Source organism: Pantoea sp. Ap-870, from assembly GCF_011752515.1.
GTDB lineage: Bacteria > Pseudomonadota > Gammaproteobacteria > Enterobacterales > Enterobacteriaceae > Pantoea > Pantoea dispersa.
On record NZ_VWXG01000013.1, the window covers coordinates 26,681 to 48,421 of the forward strand.

Annotated in this window: 14 protein-coding genes and 1 pseudogene; 3 read left to right on the plus strand and 12 right to left on the minus strand. The window is 57.9% G+C overall.

Annotated features, from left to right (window positions below; genetic code table 11):
• The 9 genes from F3J41_RS22275 to F3J41_RS22315 form a co-directional block, all read right to left on the minus strand.
• Positions 1 to 603 (minus strand): DUF2913 family protein, encoded by a 603-nt coding sequence (locus F3J41_RS22275; RefSeq protein WP_166712506.1) that lies wholly within the window; start codon positions 601 to 603, stop codon positions 1 to 3.
• Between the two features lie 80 nt (positions 604 to 683).
• On the minus strand, positions 684 to 935 hold the full coding sequence (locus F3J41_RS22280; protein ID WP_166712508.1) for a DUF2767 family protein: 252 nt from the start codon (positions 933 to 935) through the stop codon (positions 684 to 686).
• An 829-nt stretch (positions 936 to 1,764) separates the two neighbouring features.
• Complete coding sequence (gene repA, locus F3J41_RS22285) at positions 1,765 to 2,700, minus strand: plasmid replication initiator RepA (RefSeq protein ID WP_104094467.1); 936 nt, start codon at positions 2,698 to 2,700, stop codon at positions 1,765 to 1,767.
• 726 nt (positions 2,701 to 3,426) lie between these two features.
• A complete protein-coding gene (locus F3J41_RS22290; RefSeq protein WP_104189803.1) occupies positions 3,427 to 4,224 on the minus strand; it encodes a DsbA family protein in 798 nt (265 codons plus the stop codon).
• Positions 4,225 to 4,292: 68 nt separating this feature from the next.
• Positions 4,293 to 7,754: a MobF family relaxase gene (gene mobF, locus F3J41_RS22295; RefSeq protein WP_166712510.1), complete on the minus strand. Its 3,462-nt coding sequence runs from the start codon at positions 7,752 to 7,754 to the stop codon at positions 4,293 to 4,295.
• Positions 7,751 to 11,179, minus strand: coding sequence for a type IV conjugative transfer system coupling protein TraD (gene traD, locus F3J41_RS22300; RefSeq protein WP_166712512.1), 3,429 nt, complete (start codon positions 11,177 to 11,179; stop codon positions 7,751 to 7,753). The genes mobF and traD overlap by 4 nt, the downstream gene beginning before the upstream one ends.
• Before the next feature lie 69 nt (positions 11,180 to 11,248).
• Entirely contained in the window at positions 11,249 to 11,482 is a 234-nt protein-coding gene (locus tag F3J41_RS22305) for a DUF905 domain-containing protein (protein WP_166712514.1), read from the minus strand.
• 776 nt (positions 11,483 to 12,258) lie between these two features.
• Positions 12,259 to 12,447 (minus strand): hypothetical protein, encoded by a 189-nt coding sequence (locus tag F3J41_RS22310; protein WP_088517020.1) that lies wholly within the window; start codon positions 12,445 to 12,447, stop codon positions 12,259 to 12,261.
• 40 nt (positions 12,448 to 12,487) lie between these two features.
• A complete protein-coding gene (locus F3J41_RS22315; RefSeq protein ID WP_104094470.1) occupies positions 12,488 to 12,988 on the minus strand; it encodes an antirestriction protein ArdA in 501 nt (166 codons plus the stop codon).
• Between the two features lie 634 nt (positions 12,989 to 13,622).
• Here F3J41_RS22315 and F3J41_RS23700 point away from each other — a divergent pair.
• Positions 13,623 to 13,742: pseudogene (locus tag F3J41_RS23700) on the plus strand (IS66 family insertion sequence element accessory protein TnpB); the annotation flags it as partial.
• A gap of 130 nt (positions 13,743 to 13,872) precedes the next feature.
• Here the strand turns inward: F3J41_RS23700 and F3J41_RS22320 are convergent.
• Positions 13,873 to 15,015 carry a CfaE/CblD family pilus tip adhesin gene (locus F3J41_RS22320; RefSeq protein WP_104094434.1) on the minus strand — a complete coding sequence of 381 codons (1,143 nt, stop codon included), beginning with the start codon at positions 15,013 to 15,015 and terminating at the stop codon, positions 13,873 to 13,875.
• Positions 15,016 to 15,672: 657 nt separating this feature from the next.
• Here F3J41_RS22320 and F3J41_RS22325 point away from each other — a divergent pair.
• The gene (locus tag F3J41_RS22325) at positions 15,673 to 15,993 is read left to right on the plus strand and encodes a DUF1281 domain-containing protein (RefSeq protein ID WP_233209883.1); all 321 of its coding nucleotides are present in this window, start codon (positions 15,673 to 15,675) and stop codon (positions 15,991 to 15,993) included.
• Between the two features lie 433 nt (positions 15,994 to 16,426).
• On the opposite strand, the gene F3J41_RS22330 is transcribed toward F3J41_RS22325, so the two are convergent.
• Together F3J41_RS22330 and F3J41_RS22335 are read right to left on the minus strand one after the other, a co-directional pair.
• The gene (locus tag F3J41_RS22330) at positions 16,427 to 16,942 is read right to left on the minus strand and encodes a hypothetical protein (protein ID WP_104094435.1); all 516 of its coding nucleotides are present in this window, start codon (positions 16,940 to 16,942) and stop codon (positions 16,427 to 16,429) included.
• 121 nt (positions 16,943 to 17,063) lie between these two features.
• Positions 17,064 to 17,897, minus strand: a complete 834-nt coding sequence (locus F3J41_RS22335) for a fimbria/pilus periplasmic chaperone (protein ID WP_233209882.1) — start codon at positions 17,895 to 17,897, stop codon at positions 17,064 to 17,066.
• A 1,110-nt stretch (positions 17,898 to 19,007) separates the two neighbouring features.
• Here F3J41_RS22335 and F3J41_RS22340 point away from each other — a divergent pair.
• Positions 19,008 to 21,689 carry an autotransporter outer membrane beta-barrel domain-containing protein gene (locus tag F3J41_RS22340; protein WP_233209881.1) on the plus strand — a complete coding sequence of 894 codons (2,682 nt, stop codon included), beginning with the start codon at positions 19,008 to 19,010 and terminating at the stop codon, positions 21,687 to 21,689.
• Positions 21,690 to 21,741: the final 52 nt, after the last annotated feature.

The following is a 21,741-nucleotide window of genomic DNA, read 5'->3' on the forward strand; positions in this document are numbered from 1 at the left end:
TCACGCTGCACTGAATCCGTCCGCGAGGAGAAGATGCTGATGTTCATCAGAACCTCCGGCCGCCTCGCGTCGCCAGCCCGAACGCTGCAGCAGCTTATCCAGCGCGGCCAGGTCGCCGGTGATGCGCGCGTCCAGGGGGCTGTGCTGCCGTCCGCGTTCGTCAAAGCCGTTATCCAGTGCGCTGCGCCGGAGGTAAATACCGGAAACGGACGGGCTGAGCCGCAGCTGGCGGCGGCCGCTCCATTCGTTTTCTGACAGCACCATATAAATCCAGCCGGTGAGCTTCACGGCGTGCAGGGCGTGCTGGAGCCGGAACAGGTCGTTCTGCGCCTGCAGGTTACCGTTGCCGGCGCGCCACAGATAGTCGAGCTTGCCGGGCAGGTCAGCGCGCAGGCCCTTCACCCGCCCCTCCTTCAGCAGCCAGCTGATGTCGCTCGCCAGCGCCCGGGGAAAGCGGCGCTGTTTTTCGGCGGTGGCCAGCCAGCGGGTCAGAAACAGGTTGTCCTGTGCGGGTGACGTCACGAGCCCGTCGCGGCGGGCGGTATGCAGCGCAACCAGGCCGCACCAGGCCAGGTGGCTGACGTTCAGATTGTCGTTGTCCATCGGCTTTTCCATGATGCCGGGCCACAGAGTCTGATGGCCCTTTTTCCGGTATTTTATGGCATCATCAGCCCTAAGAGAACTCAGTCGTCGCCATCGCGGTGCCTCTCCACGAACTCCTGGTCAGGATAGATTTCCAGCGTCTCGATAGCACTCAGCATGGCCGCTTCCATCTCAGGCGACCATGCCTGCGTTCTGGCCAGTTCTCCGCGGATAAAGCCGGCAATCCGCAGCCGCGTGGTTTCAAGACCGTCGCCGGCCATGGCCATGACCACGGCGCCGATCATGGTGTAAACCCTCTCCAGCTCCCCGTGCTGCTGTTGAGCCATCTGCATCGCACTTACCTCTCAGACGTAGCCGGACGGGCGAGCAGTGCGCAGCCCGTCATTTGAATGTCGCGTCAGCGGCATGGAGGCGCCATAAAACGCTAAGGACGGCTCAGATGCCAGCTGGCGCCGTTAGCCCGGCACAGCCGGTTACAGGGCTTATGGTGGCGAAAGCCCAACCCCGCCCTGACCGACGCCGTTTAAGCAGCGGCCTGTCAGCAGCTTATCAGTCAGATGGTCGGAGACGAAAGAAAGATACCGCGGGCCTCCGGCCATAAAGCAGCTCAGACTCTGTAGTTACAGCATCCATTTATCAGCCACTGCAGTTCCGGCCCTCCGGGCCGGGCGGCCGGGGCTGGTCAGTGGGGGCAACCGGGCTTCAGGTACGGCGCAGGTCCGGCCTGAGAGGGGCTGGATGGTTCAGAACTGGCTGATTACAGTGAATTCTTTGTCTGTTGTAACTAACTGCTCAGAAGGGGCCCGCGTCAGCGGGAGGTGCTTCAAATTCTGAGCGGCGCGGACGTTTACGGCCGCTGTAAGCGAAGGCCTTATTTATCCCCGCAGAATGCCGGCATGAACACCTTATTTATCTTTTCTGATTAATTCTTTCTGACGTAAGTCAGGAATGTTTTGCGGGTAATTTCAGATCTGTTTGCAGGTAAGTCACGCTTTACGATTGCGGGTAAGTGTGGATAAAAAATTCCGCGACCGGAGAGCAGCGCGAATGAGGGATATTTTGCGGGAAAACGGATGCCGCGGCGGGCCGGAAATGCGCGATTTTATCTGCGGCACAAACGCCTTTACCGCCAGTTAAGGCGGTAAAATTCGCAGGTGTTCGTCAGTGGACGACGTCGGGCGGGGCCGGCTCGTAGCCGAGGCCGAGCTCCAGCTGGTTCAGGTTCTGCCACACCAGGCGGTCAAAGGCCTCCGCGTCGGTGTTCATCAGCTCGTGGTTCGGCAGCGTCCGGATAAGCCAGCTGGCCATCGCCGTACGGCGCTCGTCGAGCGGAAGTTTGCCCAGCTTTTTGCGGCGCTTCTCTTTCACGGCCTTTTCACGCCGCTTCAGCAGCGTGGCCATGCGCATGTTCTCATACCAGCGCTGGCGGGCGGCGCGCACCGATTCATGCGTACCCGGCTCGATAATGCCCTCCGCTTCAGCTACAAGGCGCTCGTTACGCTGGACATACAGCTTATCCATATTGACGCCGCACAGCTGCCAGAAACGATCGGTGAGCACGATATGGCGCGGCATCCAGAATTTCTCAACCGGGTCCCACTCAAGCGAAGGCATCTCCAGCAGCCCGTATCGCGCCAGCTCCGGAAAAAGGCGCGACAGCCGGCACGGCTCGACCCGGGTGCCGGGTATGACGTCGCCGTTATCATCTTTCGGGCTGAGCTCTTCTGCGAGACTGCCAACGTTAACGGTGACTACCCAGGTGGCTATATCAGCGCGCTGTATCAGCAATGGAATGATCGCGTCAATCAGCGCGCGGCGCTCCGGCCGGAAGTCGCGCTCGCGGCCGGCCGCGTGGCGCAGCCTGACGAAATACGGATTGCGTGAGATCCGCTGGCGCAGGCGCAGCTGGCCGGTGGCCCGGTCTTTCACGACGAGCCGGCGCATGGCGTGGCCGAACTCACCCGGCAGCGGTCGATAGTTCTGCGGCGCGAACCAGACGGGCTCAGGACATTTGCAGGTGACGGCGTGATCGCCGCGATGGCGCCCGTCAGGTCTGGAGGTCGGGTCGTTTAACCCGATTAAAATCTGGTCATTCACCCTGTCCTGAACTTATGGCGGACAGGGGTTGTCTTATGAACTGCATGCGTTATAATCCTTTGCAGGCGCAGCGCCTGCTTTTGGACCCCCTGATTCTGAATCTTCCGCCAAGTTGATTAAGCAGAGTCAGGGGGTTTTTGCATTCAGAGCCCGGTAAATGCCGCGCTCCGTACCCTGGACGTTTTAACGGATACGTCCCATCCGGTTCAATTCTGCCCGCGCCGCGCATGTCCGGCCACAGGTTTTCGCACATCCCCGTCATCAACCACCACAGTATTCGACAAGGATCTAAAAAGGATCGCCTCCCGGCGAATTCTGAAAAGAATACCCATCTCAACCGGTTAAATCCAGCACAGATTGCACATAGCACGAATCGTATGGATAAAAAAAGTTCACCGATAAATTTTACCGTGACCGTCATCACAACTGCGGTTGTGGCTTAACGCAGTTCTGCGCCTGGCGGGACGCTGAAACGACTGAGAGCACGGGGGACGGGTAATTTTTCATTATTCAGCGGAACGATCGCGGACGATCGCCATTCAGGCGACGGGCAGGGCGTTCAGGCTGAGGCGTACCGCAGCGGCGCGAGGAACGAACAGCCTGAACGACGTGGCCGTCAGGGGGTAAAGGTTCTGGCGGGATGGCCGATACCCCCTCAGGCGCTGGCAATGAAACCATTCTGATAATGCCGGCGCTGCTGGTTGCCCGGTTCTGCACCGGGCTTTTTTAGTTTCCGCCCGCGCGGACGATGGCCTGCTGCAGGACGTCTTCACTGACGACGCCCGGGATGACGGTGGTGTTGTCTGCCGTGGCATTCTCAGCCGGCATGACGACAATGCCCGGCGTGCCCGTCAGTCCCAGCATCTCCGCCAGCGCGTCGTTGTTTTCGATGAGCCTGTCGGAAACGGCGCTGTCATCACCGGAAGCGGCACCTGCGCCGGCGGCCGTGGCCACCTTTTCAATATCCTCTGCCGTGAGTTTCCCCTCGTTGTGCCCGGTCCGGTAAATCCCGTTGTGGAAGGCCATGTAGGCCTCCGCGCCCTGCCTGCGGTAAATACCCAGCCCGCGGTGCGAGGCCAGCGTCGATTCCGGATAGCGTGAGGCAAAGATGGTCCAGTCACGGAAGGCAAAGCGTACGCCGGCGTTGGCGGCCATCACCTTTTCCATCACCGGCGCCATCATGCTGCAGGCGATGCATTCATAGTCAAAGAACTCCGTAACGATGACCTTCGAATCCGCCGGCCCCTTAACCGGTACGCCGTCGAATTGCATCAGCAGCCGGTGAGCTTTAAGCGCAGACTGCACGTAAGCCTGCTGCTGCATCGCCTGCTGGCGCGCCTGCAGCTTTTTGCTCACCTCAATGAGCACGTCGGGATGCGCCACCAGGTAGTCAGCGGCAATTTCACCTATGCGGGCCTGCTGCGCGGGGGTAAAGTCTGCAGCCTCAGCCGCATTCGATGGTGCTGAGGGCAAAGCGGTGCTCATGGCCAGCGCAATGGCGGCCAGTTTCAGGATCTGTTTCATGATTTCTCTCGCATGCCTGCGCGGAGCAGGCGGAAGGTGAGGCGGCCGCACAGGGCGGGCCGCAGTAATTAACGTTCTTTTTGTATGTTCCGGGACGGCTCGTGAGAAAGTTCGGGCGGCAGGCGCTCGGGGCCCTCGTGCTGAGCCGGCATGCTGATCCCCGCCGCAATCTCCCTGTCCGTCCGCGAACCTGCGGCAAGCTCTGTTGCCAGCTCTGATTCTCCTTTTCCTGAAGGCACCGGCTGCTCCCGGCTCTCCTCCGGCATCCTGACCTCCGGATAAGCCTGCCGGCTACCTTCCAGAACCCGGCCGGCCAGGTCCGTTTCGTCCACGGCAGGCTTCGCGACAGGGTCCACAGGCTGCTCAATGTCAGCCGCCTCCTGTGGAACTGCACGGCTGAGGTCTGCGGCGAGTTTTTCCTCTGCCGCCACGTCTGCCCGCCCGTCTCTGACGCTTGTCTGCACCTCCGGCGCGTCCGGCACATCAGGCTGATGCACGTCCTGCCTGACGAGGTCTCTGATGGTCTCGTCGCCAATGCCGGTGGGTGCCGCCGGCGTGACCGGTTCATCCGGAACAGGCGGCGGGCTCTGCAGGCTTCTGACCGCCTCTTCCACCGCCGCCCCGGCGAGCGGCTCCAGGCCGCCGGAAACCTTCAGCAGCTGCGGAGACGGAGCGGCGTCCCCGGTCTTCAGCAGAATGCCGGATGTCGGGTATTCTCGCGCCGCGCTGAGCGCCTCTTCCAGCGTGGCCACCACAAGTGTTTCTCCGTTCCGGCTTTTCTGTACAAGTGCGGCCTGCGCGCCGTCGGTGACGATACGCCGCTCGGCCCCCCGATCGACGTCACCGCTTCCGGGGCGCAGCGGAACCATTGTCAGGCCCGCCGGTTTACCGTTACCGTCAAACACCGGCAGGGCCAGGTGGGGTTCAGGGAACTTTCGCGTCGGCGGGATGATACGTGCCGTCACGGGGCTGCCGCTGAGGCCGTTTGACCGCAGGTACGCACGGCCAATTGCGGTTTTCGACGCGGCCTGCCCCATCGCCCAGATCCGCCGGGCCTGATCCCGCTCAGGCTCCGGCATAAGCGCGTCATGCGCCGTCGCCGGTCCGTTTTTTCGGACGCCGAGCGTCTCCATCCAGCCGGCTCTGTCAACGGACGTGACGGTGAGGCGATCACGTGCCTTCAGCCCGGCGTTTTTGTCGCCGGCAAGCGCAAACAGCCGCTCCCCCGCAGCAACCTCCAGCTGAGACTGTGTAAACAGGCGCCAGTCACCGGAAAGTGCGCTGAGCTTTACACGGGACAGTACACCATCCCCGTCGATCAGGGAGAGCATGCGGGTTTCATCATGTACGCGGTCAATGACGTAGTGATGCGTTTCATTTCTCTCCGACCTGTCTTCCAGCACCATACCGGCGCGGTAGGTCTGAGGGAGGCGACGCTCTTTTGCTGTCATATATACCGGCGTGCGCGCCACAATGCTGACCGGCGCCTCCCCCAGTCGTCCGGCTTCTTTCAGCGCATTCCGGATGACACCGGTCAGCTGGGCCTGCTCACGCGGACCGGCCACAACCGCCGTCACGGGACCGGCTGCGGGGTCCATTCCGGCAAAACGCTCTGCGAGTGCACGATAGCGCTCGCGCTTGTCCTGAATGCTGGTCACGCGGACCTCAATACCGTCAGACGGTGCGTTCAGGCTCTGACGTTCTACCCCCGCTGCGGTCAGCACGGACAGTGCGTTCGCGTTTGACTGCCGTCCGGCGCTGTCCAGAAACAGCAGCTGCGCGTTCTGCAGCTGAGCCTCTCCGGTCAGCACCAGCATTTCCTTCAGGCTGAGCTTTTCCGCACTTTCCACGATGACTGTACTCTGGGGGGCAAGGCTGAAGGTGCCATCAAGCATGCGGCTGCGGTGGAGAAGCCGGTCTTTGAGCGCCGGTGATTTGGCAAAGCTGAGTGCGCGCTCGGCTGAACTGGTCAGTACACTGACCTCGCGCCCCTGTTCACGTGACATTGTCACCAGTTCTTCTGTTACCGCACGCAGACGGCCGACTGAGGCCGGTGCGCTGATGATAACGGCGGGCGCCCGGGCCACGTGCTCAAGGTGCCCGGGAACCGGACTGCCGGTGAGGCTGAAACTGACCACCCTGTTCTCTTTCAGAATATCCGCCGCCAGCGACTGCACCGACAGCTCATCCAGCAGGTGAATGTGCGAGGTAAATACACCCTTATCACCGTCGAGAGGCACGAGCAGGTTGTCATGAATCGCCTGATCCAGCGCCCTGCGCAGGTCCGGAATGCTGTTCTGCAGCTCACCGGCGTTGTGTGCGGTCAGCAGGATGTCCCCATAGGTAAACCGCGTTTTGTTGTCGCTCAGCACGGAAATGGCGGTGCGGACCGCCTCCATCGCCTGCACTGGCGCGTCCTGCACCTCACCGGCATCAGGCCGGGATTTTTCACGCTCGCGGGCTTCATTCATGACGCCCTGAAGATCAAAACCGACGTCGTCCATCTGCCGCTGCCAGCGATCGCGCAGACGGGCCCGTCCGTCTGCGGTTTCCGGCTTAGCGATCGGCTCCTCCTGCTCCCGGACTGCGGATTTTAACGTCGCCTCAGTGCCTGCTTCAGGGACTCTGCCAGACGTATTCACAGCCAGCTCTGGTGAGGCGGGCGGTTCCTGCCGGGTGCGTAACGGTGCCATTTCGTCTGCGCCATACTGACTGATATCCTGCTTGCGCTGGCGCGTATCCAGCGCTGCCACGTCGCGGCTTTTCAGTGAAGCGTCTTCGCCTGCGCGCGCATGGATTTCACGATGGCGCGATGAGAATTCGTCCAGTACCTCCCCGGTAAAGCCCTTTATTTCCCACAGGTCGTGCCGGCCGCCGGTGGGCAACGTTTCATACCCAATATCCTCCGCCTTACCTTTCAGCAGGTTGCGGTAAATTTTGCCGTACGTTATCTGGTTGCGGTACACCGTTTCGATGAAGCCGGCGCCGTGGATCGCATCGGTAGCCAGCGCTTTCCACTTCCCGTCCAGCTCCGTCACGTTGGCCACCACTGCGTGAGTATGGATCTGCGGGTCGAGGTTACGCGAAGTGTCGTGCGTGAACAGCGCAGCGACCATTTTCCCGGTTGGCGTGATGCGCGTGACGCCGTCCTTCGTATCGCGCGCGCTCACCATCTGTTCCATGATGGCCAGCGTTTCTTTCACCGCATCGTGGTGCGCCTCCAGCAGGCGTTTATCGCCGCCGGCGAGGATCAGCATTGAGACGCTCTTGGGTGCCGAGAAGGTAAAGTCATGACCGGGGCGGTGCACGTGTGCACCCTGAACGTCCTTACCCAGTACCACACCGTTGGGGAGGCTGCCGTGCAGAATTCCGGTGAAAGTATCGAGATCGACCGGGCCTTCCAGCCCCAGCTCGCGCGCGCCTTCCCCCAGCCACTGGGTGGGCATGTCGTCCATAAAGTAGTAGTTATCCTTGCTGCTGTAGTAGCCGGCAGCGTCGGCGGCAGAGGCCACCGGAGCAACGGTCATCATCGTTCATACCCTCCCGGGTCCAGGCTGTCACTCATCTCCTGGTACGCCGCGTAGTCGTCGCGGTGTCGCAGGATGTTTTTTTCGTCGTCGGCCATACGCTCGTTGGCGTCGCCGTGCTGTGCGGCGCGCTCCTCCTTACGTTGCTGTTCGGTTTTACGCGGGCTGATGTGCCGCACGGTCAGCCGGCCCCCGTCGTCTTTTTCCATCTGCATGTGCAGTTCGGGGGCTTCACCCGCGGGGGCTTCGCTGTCGGTTCCTGCATTACCTGATGTGCTGTTCTGGAGCCTTCTCATCCTCTCCAGTGGAGAAAGCGGCGAACCCGCCTCTTTCCTGGCCGGTGCCGGCGTAGGAACAACCCTGATGGTTTTCGACGGTGCTGTGGCGGTACCGCCCTCCGGAACAATGGCAGGTGTGGATGATTCAGCCGGAACCGTAGTGACGCGCGGAACTACTTCGCGGCGCGGGAACGGTCGCACGTTAGAAGACCCTGACGATGCGCTTATGTCGGGGGCAGGCGTAGCGGGAACAGCAGGCTGGCCCGGTGCGACAGACGGCTTCCCCTCTCTCACGGTAGCCGGCTCCGGCGTCGTCACGGGGACGTCAGCTTCTGCCGGCGCGGCGGACGGCGAGGCAGCCGCAGGTTTAACCGGAGCGGGCGCGGAAGCGCGGTCCTCCCCTTCCAGCCACTCCTCTCCGGTCGGGAACGAAATGTCCGCCGCCCGGGCGCTGCGCTCGTTATTTTCGATGATGCGCTCGAGTTCGGGACTCAGCCGGTCACGGAAGTCGCGCTCCATCAGCGCCGGATGATATTTCTTCTGTTTGCGGTACTTCAGGCTCAGCTTCACCACCGGGTATTCGCCCGGCAGGCGTACGTAAAAGCGCAGGTTGGGCATCTTCATAATCTGGTCGTAGTCCACGATGGGCTCGTTGACCTTGTCCCTGCTGATGGAGATACCGTCCCGAATCTGGTCGAGGCCGTAGCTGTTCTGTTCGCGCGCCTCGCGCCGGCGCTGATGGCCCAGCTCCTCTTCCACCATTTTGGCCACCTCGGCGCTCGGCGAGCGGCCGTAGGCGCGGGTGTTGAGCAGGTCAAAGATGGCTTTGGCCATCTCGCGGCCGTAGATGTGCACCAGCTGCGGGATGTTCTGGATACCCAGCACGAAGCAGCCGCCGAACTTGCGCGCTTCGGCCAGCGTTTCGTTGAACTCCGGTATCTTCTGCAGGCTGGCAATCTCATCGCCGACGAACCACACGCGACGGTCGCTGTTCTCCCCCATGCTCTGCAGCAGCAGGGTGGCCAGCGACAGCCACATGGATATCAGCGGGCGCACTGCCTTGCGGTGGCGGGCTGTGGTGGAGATAAACAGCCAGCTGCTGTCGTACTGCGCGTCGGTCATCCACTCGCGGATGCTGAACTCCGGTTTGCCCTCTTTATCCAGCCCCTGCAGGTAGCGCAGCGACTTGGCGTAGTTGGTCAGCACCGAGCGGATGGAGATGGCGGTTTTCTCGATTTTTTCCTCGACCAGGTTGGCCGACGGGGTGTTTTTGAGAAACTCGCGCAGGCTTTTCAGGTCGATCGAGAGGCAGGTCTTCAGGAACGTCTCGATGCTGCGATCGGGGCGTGAGGCAAACTGCATGGCCGTGTCGCTGAAGATGGTGCGCGACGAAGACACCCAGAACGGGTCGGAGTCCCCTTCCACCGGCATCAGCGCCGCCGTCATGTTCTCGTAGTCCACCACGTCGCGCGCCTCGCGCCACAGCACCCAGTTTTCACAGCGGCTGTCGTGCGCGTTCAGGATTTTGTCCAGGCGCTCGTCGTAGTGCGTCTCGATGAAGGTGCCGCCGGAGTCGTACACGATCGCGCGATCGCCGCGCCGGCGGATATAGTCCAGCAGCCAGCGGATGAGCGTGGACTTGCCGACGCCGATGGTGCCGTGGATCAGAAAGTTCATGACCTCGGCGTTCTTCACCATGTTCAGGCCGCCAATCTGCAGATCGGACTTCTCGCCAGCCTTTTTCAGCAGCAGGTTTACCTCCTTCGGCTTATCGGTGAGCGTCATACCCGAGATAAATTCGTCCTCGCTCTCCTTCTTGCCGATGCGCCCCACGTACCAGGCAATCAGGCACCAGAGCAGGCTGGCGGCGATGCCACATGCGGTCGCGATAAAGCGCAGGTTCGCCATAAACTGGCGGCCCATCTCCTGCATCCACGGATTGGCCAGCAGCTGCGCCGGCGTCAGCTTTATGGTGCAGAGCTGTGCACCTTCGCCGCAGTGCCAGAAGATGTCCCACGTAGCGCCGGCCGCGCCAGGGGACAGACCCAGTAGCGAATGGGTGGGCCACGCCGCCCAGTACCAGAAGCCGTTACGCAGTACGTCGTCAGGCGTTGTCAGCCAGAACAGACCTGCGGTGTCGATGCGCGATTCTTCGTCATCGATGTACACCGGATCTGGTTCGTCCGCGAGGCTGTATTCCAGACCATCCCTGTAAGGCCAGATTGACTTCATACGCCCCATGCCCCATTTCCAGCCCTCGTGTGCCTGAACCTCCTGCGCCATAGCCTCCAGTTTCTGCACGGTCAGGGCTTCCAGCAGCACCACGTCAGCTGTACCTTCGCCGTCCTGCTGGCTGAACAGATCTTCACGCACAACGCCGCCTGCGGCCTCGTAGGCTTCACGGCCCACGAACAGAAAACGGCTATCAGTGACCGAAATTTCTTTGTCGGTGATAAGTTTTTTCAGCACAGTAGCGGAGGTATTTTGCCAGCCGGATTTTGCTTCTTCGTACACCCGCACCTGACGTTCCTGACAGTCTTCCAGGCAAAGTACCTGACACTGCTCGACCGTCAGTTGATCGTCAGCCAGCAGTTTGAGCAGTAACGGCGCAAGGTTCGCAAGTTTAAGCATGCGCTGAACGTGGCGGGTGCTGTAGCCTGCTTCCGCACCAATCTGATCGGCGGTTTTACCCTGTTCTGCCAGAGTAGCGAAGCTGGCGATCTGCTCTGCCGCATGCATATCGCTGCGCTGGGCGTTTTCGATGTAGGACACGAGCGCCGCCATGTCTTCAGACACGCGCTTGAATGCGACCGGATAGTCGGGGGTCAGAAGCTGCTGTGAGAGCAGCAGATTCATGGCGGTGAGGCGCCTGCCCCCAGCGGCCACCGCCAGTTCGCCGTCTGGCAGTTCGTGGGCGACAAGGTTCTGTAGCAGGCCAACCGACCTGATGGTGGCCGCCATGCTCTCAACGCTCTCTGACGAATACGGAATGGTACGGGCATTGAGTGGCGACACAACGAAAGCCGACAGTGGCGCGTGTTCAAGTGGCGCGGCTTCGAGCGCCGCTTTCACGGCCGCCTGATCGGCGACGGTGACTTTTTTGGTTCTGGTGTTTTTGACTGCTTTTGCTTTAGACTCGGCTACTGACATCGTTAGTTCTCCAATTAATGGTTGTCTCGCCCTGCGGAGTGACCTCTCCGGCAGGGCACCTTTCACTGCTTACTGCGCTTTGCGGATACCGTAATCATCGATATAACGATTGAGCCAGTAGCCCGCCTTTGCCTCGAAATCCCATGCGCGCCAGACCATATCGCCATCCTTACGCACGACCAGGCGAAAATGGGTACCCTGATCGTCTTCGATAGCGACGTTGGTGTACTGAGCAGCGACCGCGTTCGCTTCCTCACGCGTAAACGTGTCATCCGGTAAGCGCACTACTGCTGACTGTTCCACTAAAATCTCCTCTGTTTTCTTGCCCTTAAAACCGTCACCCGTTGAGTTGCCGGGGCCGCGGTCTTGACGTTTTGCGGGGAACTGCTGCTTTCTCCCCAGGTTGTATCCTTCACCCGTTTGAGAGCCGTTCGCCGCAAAGGGCGTAACGAGCACGGGCCGGCGCAGCTGTCCGGGCGCGAGCGGAATAATTTTTTGGCCACAAAAAATTTTCCGGCGAGAGGCTTCAGCCGTCCCTGGACAGCCAGGCGGTTTGTGCTTGTCTCAGCCCCGGCGAAAGGACTCAGACGGGCGAACACAACCCATGCAGAAAGCAGAAACCCGCCGCAACGGCGTGACGCGCGGGCGCGAAACGGCGTTGCGCCTTACATCCCGCCGTATGTACCGGCGGGATGCCTGGAGCGCCGGAGACGGCGCGACTGAGCGGCGCAGCCGGAACGGCTGCTGCAAGCGGAAGGTGTTGCGTCAGGATGGAAACCCGCTGCCCCGGAACGGGGCCGGGCAGAGACGGCTCGCCGGCTCTGTGCGGAGCATGACAGCCGACAGGACGCCCGGTGAGAGAGCCCTTTTTCTGAACGACACGGACAGAAACGGCAGCCGGAGTCTCGCAATACGATAAAAAAAGCTGAAAACCGGCTGTAAAAGCCGTCCTGAATCATCCTGTTATCAGAGGCGGAGCGGTGGCCGCGCCGTCCGGCGCGTGTCCTGCCGCCCCGCCGCCGCAGGCGCAGGGTTTTGGGCGGGCTGACAGGCGGCCGTAACCGCCTGAACGTTGCTGACTACCCTTTGCCACCCTGCAAAATAAAGTGGCCACCGATATACACGGCACACTGACAGGTCATGTAATGGCAGATTTCATCCACAACTTCTTCTGTCCTGAGTTCTCTCTGGCCACTGACTCGCCGGCGCTCGTTTATCAGGGCCTTATACTGGCGAAGAATGTCGCGGGTTTGCGGTGACAGTTTCATTTTATTCTCATTTACGGCAGGGCCAGCCCTGCCGAAATCATCAGTTACTGAACACAAAACCGTCATGCAATACCAGACTGCTGCTGAACAGGTCACGCGCATACGCTTCGTAGTCGAAATAAGACCGCAGCGGCTCCGGGACGTCATTCAGCAGGCCATGTTCTTCGACAAACTCGTAAGCATAATCTTCCTCGGTTTTCGCTTCTCCCCGGTACGCGTCGTCAAACGCGTCGAAATCACAAACGCCCGAATAGTCCGCCCATGCAATAAATGCGGCTTCTCTGCCCTCTTCTTTCGCCTGCTTCCAGGCGGCGATAAAGTCCCAGTCAATATGAGATTCCGACACGAACTGAGACGGGATACCCTCCCAGTCCTGAAACATGAATTCAGGATCGTCTTCTGAGGCATGGAGGTCGCGGCAGGCTTCATGAAACTCGTCCTTCTCCTCAAAGTTCGTGAGATCGAACCACTTCCCGAATATGCTGCCGCAGTTATATTTGTGATAAGTCCCGACGTATACCGCTGGTCCGTTAAAAGTCATAAGCAATCCTCCGCAGTCAAAGTTGTCTCAGTTCCGGCCTGTGCCGTGCCTGAATGACAGCCCGACGAAGAGACGCAGTGGTCAAGCGGGACGAGGAGGCCGCAGCGCCAGCGAGCGGAGCCGTGATTACGCACGGCGCTGACGCGAAAACTGAGCGGAAGCCCGACGGAAGTAAGCGCGGCAGAGGGAGTGCGAACGGGCGAAGGAGGCGCGCTTGACCACAAGGCGATCGGGCTACAGTGAAGGCACGGCACTGGCCGCAGACCGCACGGGCCGGGTTTTCTGCCTTTCCCCCGCCTACTGGCGGATAAAAGCGGCGCGCAGCAACATCGTAATACTTCGTTGTCCACAACCGGCGTGCATATCCCGGCCGGAACCCTGTGGATAAACCCCTGCCGACAGCGGTAGCAGTGAAACAAAAAATAATGGTTGAAATATAACCACTCGTTGGTTATTTCAGGTGGCTGCGTATCAGTGCAGCTCGCCGGCAAAGAGAAAATCAATCCCCCTAATCAGTATCCCTTCATTCGCTGGGCTGGCACCGATTATGAATAAGCGTCTCATATAGACCGTCTGTCCGTTTCCCTCCGGCTCCGTGACAATAATGTCCATCATTTATAATGGACATTAGCGTATGAAACACCGGACCTGGCTACTTGAAGCCCTGCATCTGCACTTCGACGAGAATTTAGCCCGGGTCGAGGCCGGACGCCGTCTGGGTTTTGGAAAATATTGTCTGAGCAGCCTGTTCGTATTTTCATTTGGGCCACGCTGCCAGAGAGATTGAGGATCTCAGAAATAAATTTTAATGTCTTTATCTACGGTAAACTAGGGGGGCTGGTCATTTCAGCGCCCGATCCTATGTGTGGCACGTCAGAATTTAATCATGTTGACGGAGTGAACAAAATATTTATTTTACCCTGGTAATGGCCCGCCTTCAGGCTGCTGTACCTGACAGGCCGGACTTCCACGCTGACTACCGAAGGCACGCACGGAACGGTACCCTGAATACCGTCAGGAAGCTGAATGTACTTCACCCGCGACTGCGCCGCGCCGCCTTTCTGCATATTGTTCCAGTAAAAAGGTTCGCGGTTGGCGACGGCCTGCGGCTTGCCGGACGGATCGGTCACGCTGACGCTGTAGCTGATTTCACCTGCGCCATTTTCCCTGCGCATAGCAAAATCCTTACCGGCACTGCCACTGCTTTCGTCAGAAAACAGCAGCATGTAGCGCGAGTCAGACAGCCCGGCCCCGTCATAAAGACACATGTCAAGGCTGGCACTGCCTGCCGCCATATCACCAGAAGACATAATCTGAACGGGCAGCACGGCGTGAGAAGTGTTCTGCTGCGGGAAAAACACTGCCGGTGGCGTTTCTCCAATGTAAACCGACAACGGGGTACGTGCATAAATCGTGGCAGTGCTATAGTTTAAAGGTACATAAAGATCGGGTAATGAAGTCAGTAAAACGGCCTGTCCGGCGTGGGATAACGCTTTAGCAGGGTCATTGATAACCACATCAGCAAGTTTTGTCCGCGGAATCTGAACAGCAAAAGAAAAGTAGTACTTACCGTTGATTATTTTCGTATGGTGCGTTGCAAAAGCTTTAAGTCCGTTAATAATGACATAGCCTATGCTGTAGTTGCAGCTTGTTTCTGTTGCGCTTCCAGTGAACCTTAGAAAACCAATACTGTTATCATCCGCCAAAGGTTTACAACCGGGCGCTCCGCCCCCCATATTTTTCATCTCCGAATAAACATATGTATCAATGGGTGGATCTGATTCAACAGATCCAACAGTCCTCCATACTGTAAGGCTCTGCTGTTTAATATAGATCGTCCCCAGCAGTTGCCCCCTCTTGATGCCTGAAACAGGCACGTCCGTTCTGACATATTCGTATTCATAACCTTCTGCAGCGTCGGCAAGTGCGCGGGCGCTGTACATTAATAGTGCCACAACGGACATCAGCACAAGCGCAGCGCCAAAAGGAAACTGCCACACAGGGCGCATAACAATAGAATCATTCATATAACAGCCTCGTAAAGGATGCAGAAACGGATAGCATCAATTGTCAGGAAATAATGCGATAAAGATTTTAACGATAAATATGGTCGAATTAATCATCCGCATCGGAAAAACAGAATTTCTTTGCACGTTTTTTGTTAAAACACTAACCGATTTCCCTACTGCCATCTGTATTGTTCAAGAACAAAAAAGCATGCTCTGCAGTAAAATTTTTATGTAAAAACGATTAATCGCATTCACGATTTGAATGAAGCATACATATTTCCTGCCGGACATGGCCGCCTTGCGGACTGTCGTTCTGACCCGGGCTAAATCAGGAGGCTTCAGGACAGTGAGCCGCTTTAAGGTTACACCGGCCGTCATGCGTTACTTTCGTTCAGGTTCGCATGAGAAGGATGAGGTTAAGAAGCAGGGGGCGCACGCACTCAACAAAAAGGTGTGCCTGCAGGTATCAGAACATCGCCGGCGCCGTGTGGAAGCGGTTAGGCAGGGATGGTAACCGGCACCCGTGCAGCCTCCTGATTCAGGCGACCTGCAATGAAGATGCTGTCAGTGCCCCGGATAGCCGGCGCAGTCCGGTGATAAAACTATTCAGCAAATACGATTAAGCGCATTTTACTTTACGCCCGGCTGTTGTGGCGGCATGGCGCAGGTGAGCCTGTGCAACAATTGACTGAGGAGCAGATTACGCCGAATTGTTCTGCAAACAGGCTGCGTTTTACCGACCTGGCCGAGAACTTTAGTCAGGTAAGAGCACTGATAACTGGTGAGGTGCGGCCATCTTATGCGCGGGCGGAAAAGGAGAGTATCCAGCTTTTTCTGACTGGCAGTGCCGGATTACTGCATCCGGTGACGAACGAAATGTATACGCCTTATCCGGCGCTGACTGCGGCGGTAAGCGTTACATCCAGACCGTATTGGCGTTTAAGATCAGATAACACCGGGTTTCCCGGGCAGCAGATCGCGCAGCCAGTCCAGTAGATTCATGATCGGTTTACGTGACGGACCGCGCTTTAATTTTTTTAGCTTCAACCGCAGGGGGCGTCGGCGGCCTGTCAGCCGGTCGTCCTGCAGGCTGCACCAGCCCACCTTTCAGCCTCGCGCAGGTCCGAAAACCAGGCGCTGCCGTCGTCGTGGCGGCCTAGGCACTCCCTGAGCTTAAGCCGGATGTAGTCCAGTTCCGGGATACCCGGGGTTGTCGCCGCAGAAGCAGAGTATAAATGCCCGCAGCATGCTGCATTCGGTGAAGCTGTACCGTCCCAGCCTGGCGGCCAGGTCCGTTGTACTGAACGGGCGCACGGCCCGTCCGATATCCGTGTTTTCCCTCAATAGCGTCACTGTTTTTTCCCGTCATGCCGTCAGGGGCCGTACGGTGGCACCCCCTGACGGTCGTTAAAAAGGTCAGGCTGATGCGTTACGGATTGTATACGCCGCCCGTAACGCTGATGACGTAGCTGCCCGCTTTGGGCAGTTTTGTTAATACAGTTCTAACGGAATAACCAAAGTTATTGACATTTTCCTTACTGAACATGTAAATCCCATCTGATATGTTGATATAATCAGTGGCTGATGATGTGGGATATACTAGATATTCCAGTTTGTAGTCAGCGTCGTTTTCATGGCCTGTCGCATACGTTACAAAACTATAATTACCAGGTCCGGTGGTGTTTAAGGCAAGGTGCGCCGTTTCCCCGGTCTCCTTAATTTTCAGGTTACCGTTTGCAATCGCAAACTGGCCCATGCCCGAAGCCCCCCCCTTCAGTCCTTCCACAGGTATCAGGGTGTTTTCCAGCGTGATCTGCTGGTTCAGCCTCAGGGTGGCGGTGGCGGTGGTCTTGTTGACGATGCTGCCCGTAGTCACCGGACTCGCCACGGCCATCTGGCTGAAACAGCCGGCGGCGACAAGGGCGGTCAGTAAACGCATTTTCATGGTATTTTCCTCTGGTTTAGTATTTCCGTGCCGGCAGGATTGCCGGCCTCAGTTTGTTGTGGCCGCGATGAAAGCTGTACGGCGCACACGTCCCCCGGCTCTTCGCGTTAATTCAGATAAATCACTCAGCTGCGGCCTCGAACTGGCGGCTCTCGCCTCCAAAGTCGTTAATGACGCTCCACTTCACGGCACCAGCCGCGCCCGCTGGCAGCGGCAACGTTAAGCTCCCCTGAGGAGAGACATAAGTCAGGTTACCGACCTCTTTTCCCCCCACGCTCACCGCCTTCAAGTTCATGTAAAATGGTGTCGGGTTACTGACCCTTAACACCTTACCCATTCGCGCCCAGGTGAGTGCGCCAGCCGCCTCTTCCGGACTGCCCTTCAGGCCGGACGGCCTGAAAATCAGCTTGTCACACATGCTGATGGCCATGTTCACGGTCATTGACACCCCGGTTGCGTGACCGGACGCGTCGCCCGAAGGCGGCAGCGCCTTCACGCACAACCAGTACAGGCTCTCCTGCGTCTGCGGAAGGCTGCTCCCGGTGCGGATAATGCGCAGCCGGCTCTGCTGGTTCGCTTCAAGGCGGAACAGCGGCGGCGTGACCAGGAAGGGGGCCGGCGTTTTGTGGTCCTCGCCGGTCACCGAGGACTGGACCAGCATGGGGCGATCCTGCGGGTTTGACACCGAAAGCTGCGCGCCGGCCGCACCTTCCGGGTAGATGACCCGGGTGGCCCCGAGCATCACGCGGAAGGTGTTCTGGCTCGTTGCTGGCTGGCTTCCGGCTATATGGGGCGTGGGCAACTTGAAATCATCATGCCGGAATGGAATATACCTGACCTCCCGGTCTGGCTTATCTGGCGGCAGCGCCCCCGAAAGACCAGGATTTTCACCGATTTTTGCAATTATATTGAGGAACGCTGGAATACGCGGCCGCAGCTGATTGCTGATGACCACGCGGCGCCTCTGCTGCAGCCCGATTTTCTTGCGCGGCACGACACCGGAAAAACCGTAACCGCACAGTGCTCATCGATGTTGCCCCAGCGCTGTACGAAGGGCGCCATGTGATTTGCCCTGAAACAGCCGCCGGCTGACGTAGCGCTGATATCCATGCCCGGGTGCCGGTATGAAGCCGGATATAATCTATGAACATGATAATGATACCTGCCTGGCATTTGATTTTTATCCTGAGGTTTTAAGCGGCACCTGCGTAAAGGGTGTGGGAAACTACGGTTCCACCACCTGCCCCGGGCTCAGAGCCTACCTGAACGTGAAAAAACCGCCTGGACCAGCAGACCGTGCGTGATCCAGCCGTTCGTGGAGATGAACTGGCTGCATAATACAGAAGCATAAGGCGTGCGTATTAACTGTGAAACCGACAGCACTTCAGGCCTTCTGAATGTTGCAGAGCTCAATACGATGGGGGAGAGGCGCCTGTCGCAGAGCCTGACGGGAAGCATTGTTTTCACGCAGAAGGCCGGAAATGAAAGCTACCGGGACAGCTTGGCGGCGCTTCAGCTGAGCTACCGATTCTGAGGGAAGACAAATCGGAGGTGCATGCCCGGCCGACTGAGTTACTAGTCTCAAATCTTGCACGCTAGCAGATTGTGCTGTCGGTTAGCCACTACGTAAGGGCCATGCCAGCTGGCTATATCTGCAGCGGGTGGCCCCATCAGATATGGTACTAAACTGGATATTCAGACAGGCCGAGATGCTCCTATTGCGCAGGTGACAGTCAAATTTCATGCGCAGCAGTTTTTTAATTTCACTCAGCAGCGTTCTCAGTCTTGCCATGGCGACATTTCTCCGGAAAATGAGTTATCAGTAAGATGTGTTGTTCATTGTTTTACAAGTGAAAAGCGCGAGATTCCGACAGATGGCCATATTTTGCAGGAACAAACCGGAATATGTGGTCGAATTAAATCGAAAAATGCGATCACGCTACATCGGAATCAACGAACGGTTTGGGCCAGAATACGTACAACATCAGCTATGTGTATCTATGAAACTTAACTTCGCTATTTTTTTCGCCAATTTTCTATAAATTTTTCCTGACAGGAGTACAAAATGATTCATGAAAAAAAGCATGCAATATGGACCTTTAGCCTGATGAGTTTGAATTTACTGTCATTTTCATCTGTGGCAGCCAGCATGTGTGCTTCAGTTGGCGATAATGAAGCTCAGACCGTTACCAGTCAGGAAACCGAAGAATGTACTGTCTCTCCGTCACTTGGTTTTTTTTCTGTGGCAGAAGGCGCATCTGTTGACGTCACCCGTGAAGGCAGTGGTTTCGTTGCGGTTTCCATTCTTGATAATAACCTTGAGCGTTTTAGCAACGACGGAACGATAGCTTCTGCATACACTGGTGTTCGCATAGCCAGTAATGGACCGGGTTCAGAAAATGAAACTCATATAGACGACTTTATTAATACCGGATTGATATCCGTCAGCGGTGGCTCAGGTATTGCCGCGGTGTATAATATCTCAGGATTTATTGGTGATTTTACAAATAGTGGAACGTTGCAAAATGACTCCGTGAACACCAGCATGGCACTGAACAGCGACCTGACCGGTAAAGACAATTACACCACCGCCCTTTATAATCTATCATCCATTGATTCGGTGCTTAACAGTGGGGTAATCAGGGCTGCGACTGGCATTACCAATCTTACAACGAGTGGAATAACCAACCGGATAGGTAATATTGACAACGCGGGCACCATTACGGGCACCGTCGGCAATGGCATTCTCAACGAAGGAACGGTCGGCAGCATCATAAACAAATCTGGCGGAATAATTGAGGGAGCAGACACGGGCATTAGCAATGCCGGAAATCTCTCTCAGATTAATAACAGCGGTACCATTAAGGGGGGGAGCTGGTCTGTATTTAACTCCGGCATCATACGTGACGGAATTCATAACGCCGGTTTACTTGATGGCCCGGTTTATCTCGGGCACTCTTCACTGTTTATCAGTGGATCCAGTGCGACTGTCAACGGTTCAGTAACCGGCCTGACGGGTTCTTCTCTGTCCGTGGGGGATGAAAGCATGATCGCGACCTTCACCGCCACGAATAACGTCAGTGTGGACAGCATTACCGTCAGTTCCGGCAGTACACTGACTCTCACACCGTCGGCCCGCTGGACTGCCGTTAACGGTACGGTAAATAACGGCATTCTGACCCTGCAAAGCGGCAGCATCCTTGACGGAGCGCTGTCTCAGAACGGCACGCTGATTTTTAGTGCTGAAAAAATGGCCTCCGCCACCATAAATGCCAGCCTCACCAACCGCGGCAGCCTTGTGCTGAACCCGACCCCGACCAGCGCGGGTAACACGCTGACCGTCAACGGTGACTATACCGGACTGCCAGGCAGTTCAGTGTCGCTTGGTAGCGTGCTGACCGGTGATGACTCGCTGACCGACCGTCTGGTGGTAACCGGAAACACGAGCGGCGCCAGCACCCTCTTCGTGACCAACGAGAACGGCGGCGGCGCTCAGACGCTAGACGGTATTAAGCTCATTAGCGTGGGCGGGCGCTCTGATGCCGTGTTCTCGTTGGGTAACCGTGTGGTGGCCGGTGCCTACGACTACAGCCTGCGCAAAGGAAATGTTTCGGGAACCGAACCGGCGGGCTGGTACCTGACCAGTTTTGCCTCCGCACCGTCACCTGAACCATCACCTGAACCATCACCTGAACCGTCACCTGAACCGTCACCTGAACCGTCACCTGCACCGGCACCACCACCTGCACCTGCACCTGCCCGCATGTACCGTCCAGAGGCGGCGGCCTACACGGCTAACCTTCAGGCTGCGAATACCCTGTTTGATCTGTCAATGCGTGATCGCAGCGGGGAAACGCGCTATACCGACCCGGTAACGGGGTCAGTCCGTACGACCAGCATGTGGATACGTAATCTGGGTGGACACAGGCACGCGTCCATGACGGACGGGCAGAACCGTACGCAGACTAACCGCTACGTACTGCAACTGGGAGGGGATATTATTCAGGGGTCAATCAATGGCACAGATGCAGTTCACGTCGGCCTTATGGGCGGCTACGGCCGGGCGGACAGTAGTTCGCATAGCAGCCTGACGGGACATGATGCGAAAGGCAGCGTGAGTGGATACAGCGCAGGGGTATATGGCACTTGGTACCAGAACGCACAGGTCAAGACCGGCGCATGGGCTGAGGCATGGACGCAGTACAACTGGTTCAAAAACGAGGTGTCAGGTGACATGCTGCCTGCGGAGCGTTATAACAGCCGCGGGCTGAAAGCTTCTCTGGAAGGCGGATACGCGTGGCAGATTAAAAGCTGGCAAAGTGGCACCGGCATGGAAAACCGACTTTTCCTTGAGCCGCACGTGCAGGTCGTCTGGTCCGGCATCAGCACTGATGACCACACAGAGGCTGGCGGCACCCATGTGCAGGGTGCGGGAAACGACGGTGTCACCACCCGCCTCGGTTTCAGATCCTACCTGAACGGGAAAAGCCGGCAGGACCAGCAGACCGTGCGCGAATTCCAGCCGTTCGTGGAAGCGAACTGGCTGCATAATACAAAAGTGTACGGCGTGCGCATGAATGGAGAAACGGATAATGTGCGGGGGAGCCGGAATATCGGGGAGCTTAAAACGGGCGTCGAGGGACGTCTTTCGCAAAGCCTGACGGGAACAGTAGTGTTCACGCAGCAGGCAGGTGGCGGTGGCTATCGCGATAGCCAGGGCTCGCTGCAGGTTAGCTACCGGTTCTAAGACTTCACACCATGGCGGGCGGCAGGTTGGCTTTTCATGGCAGTAATTCGCA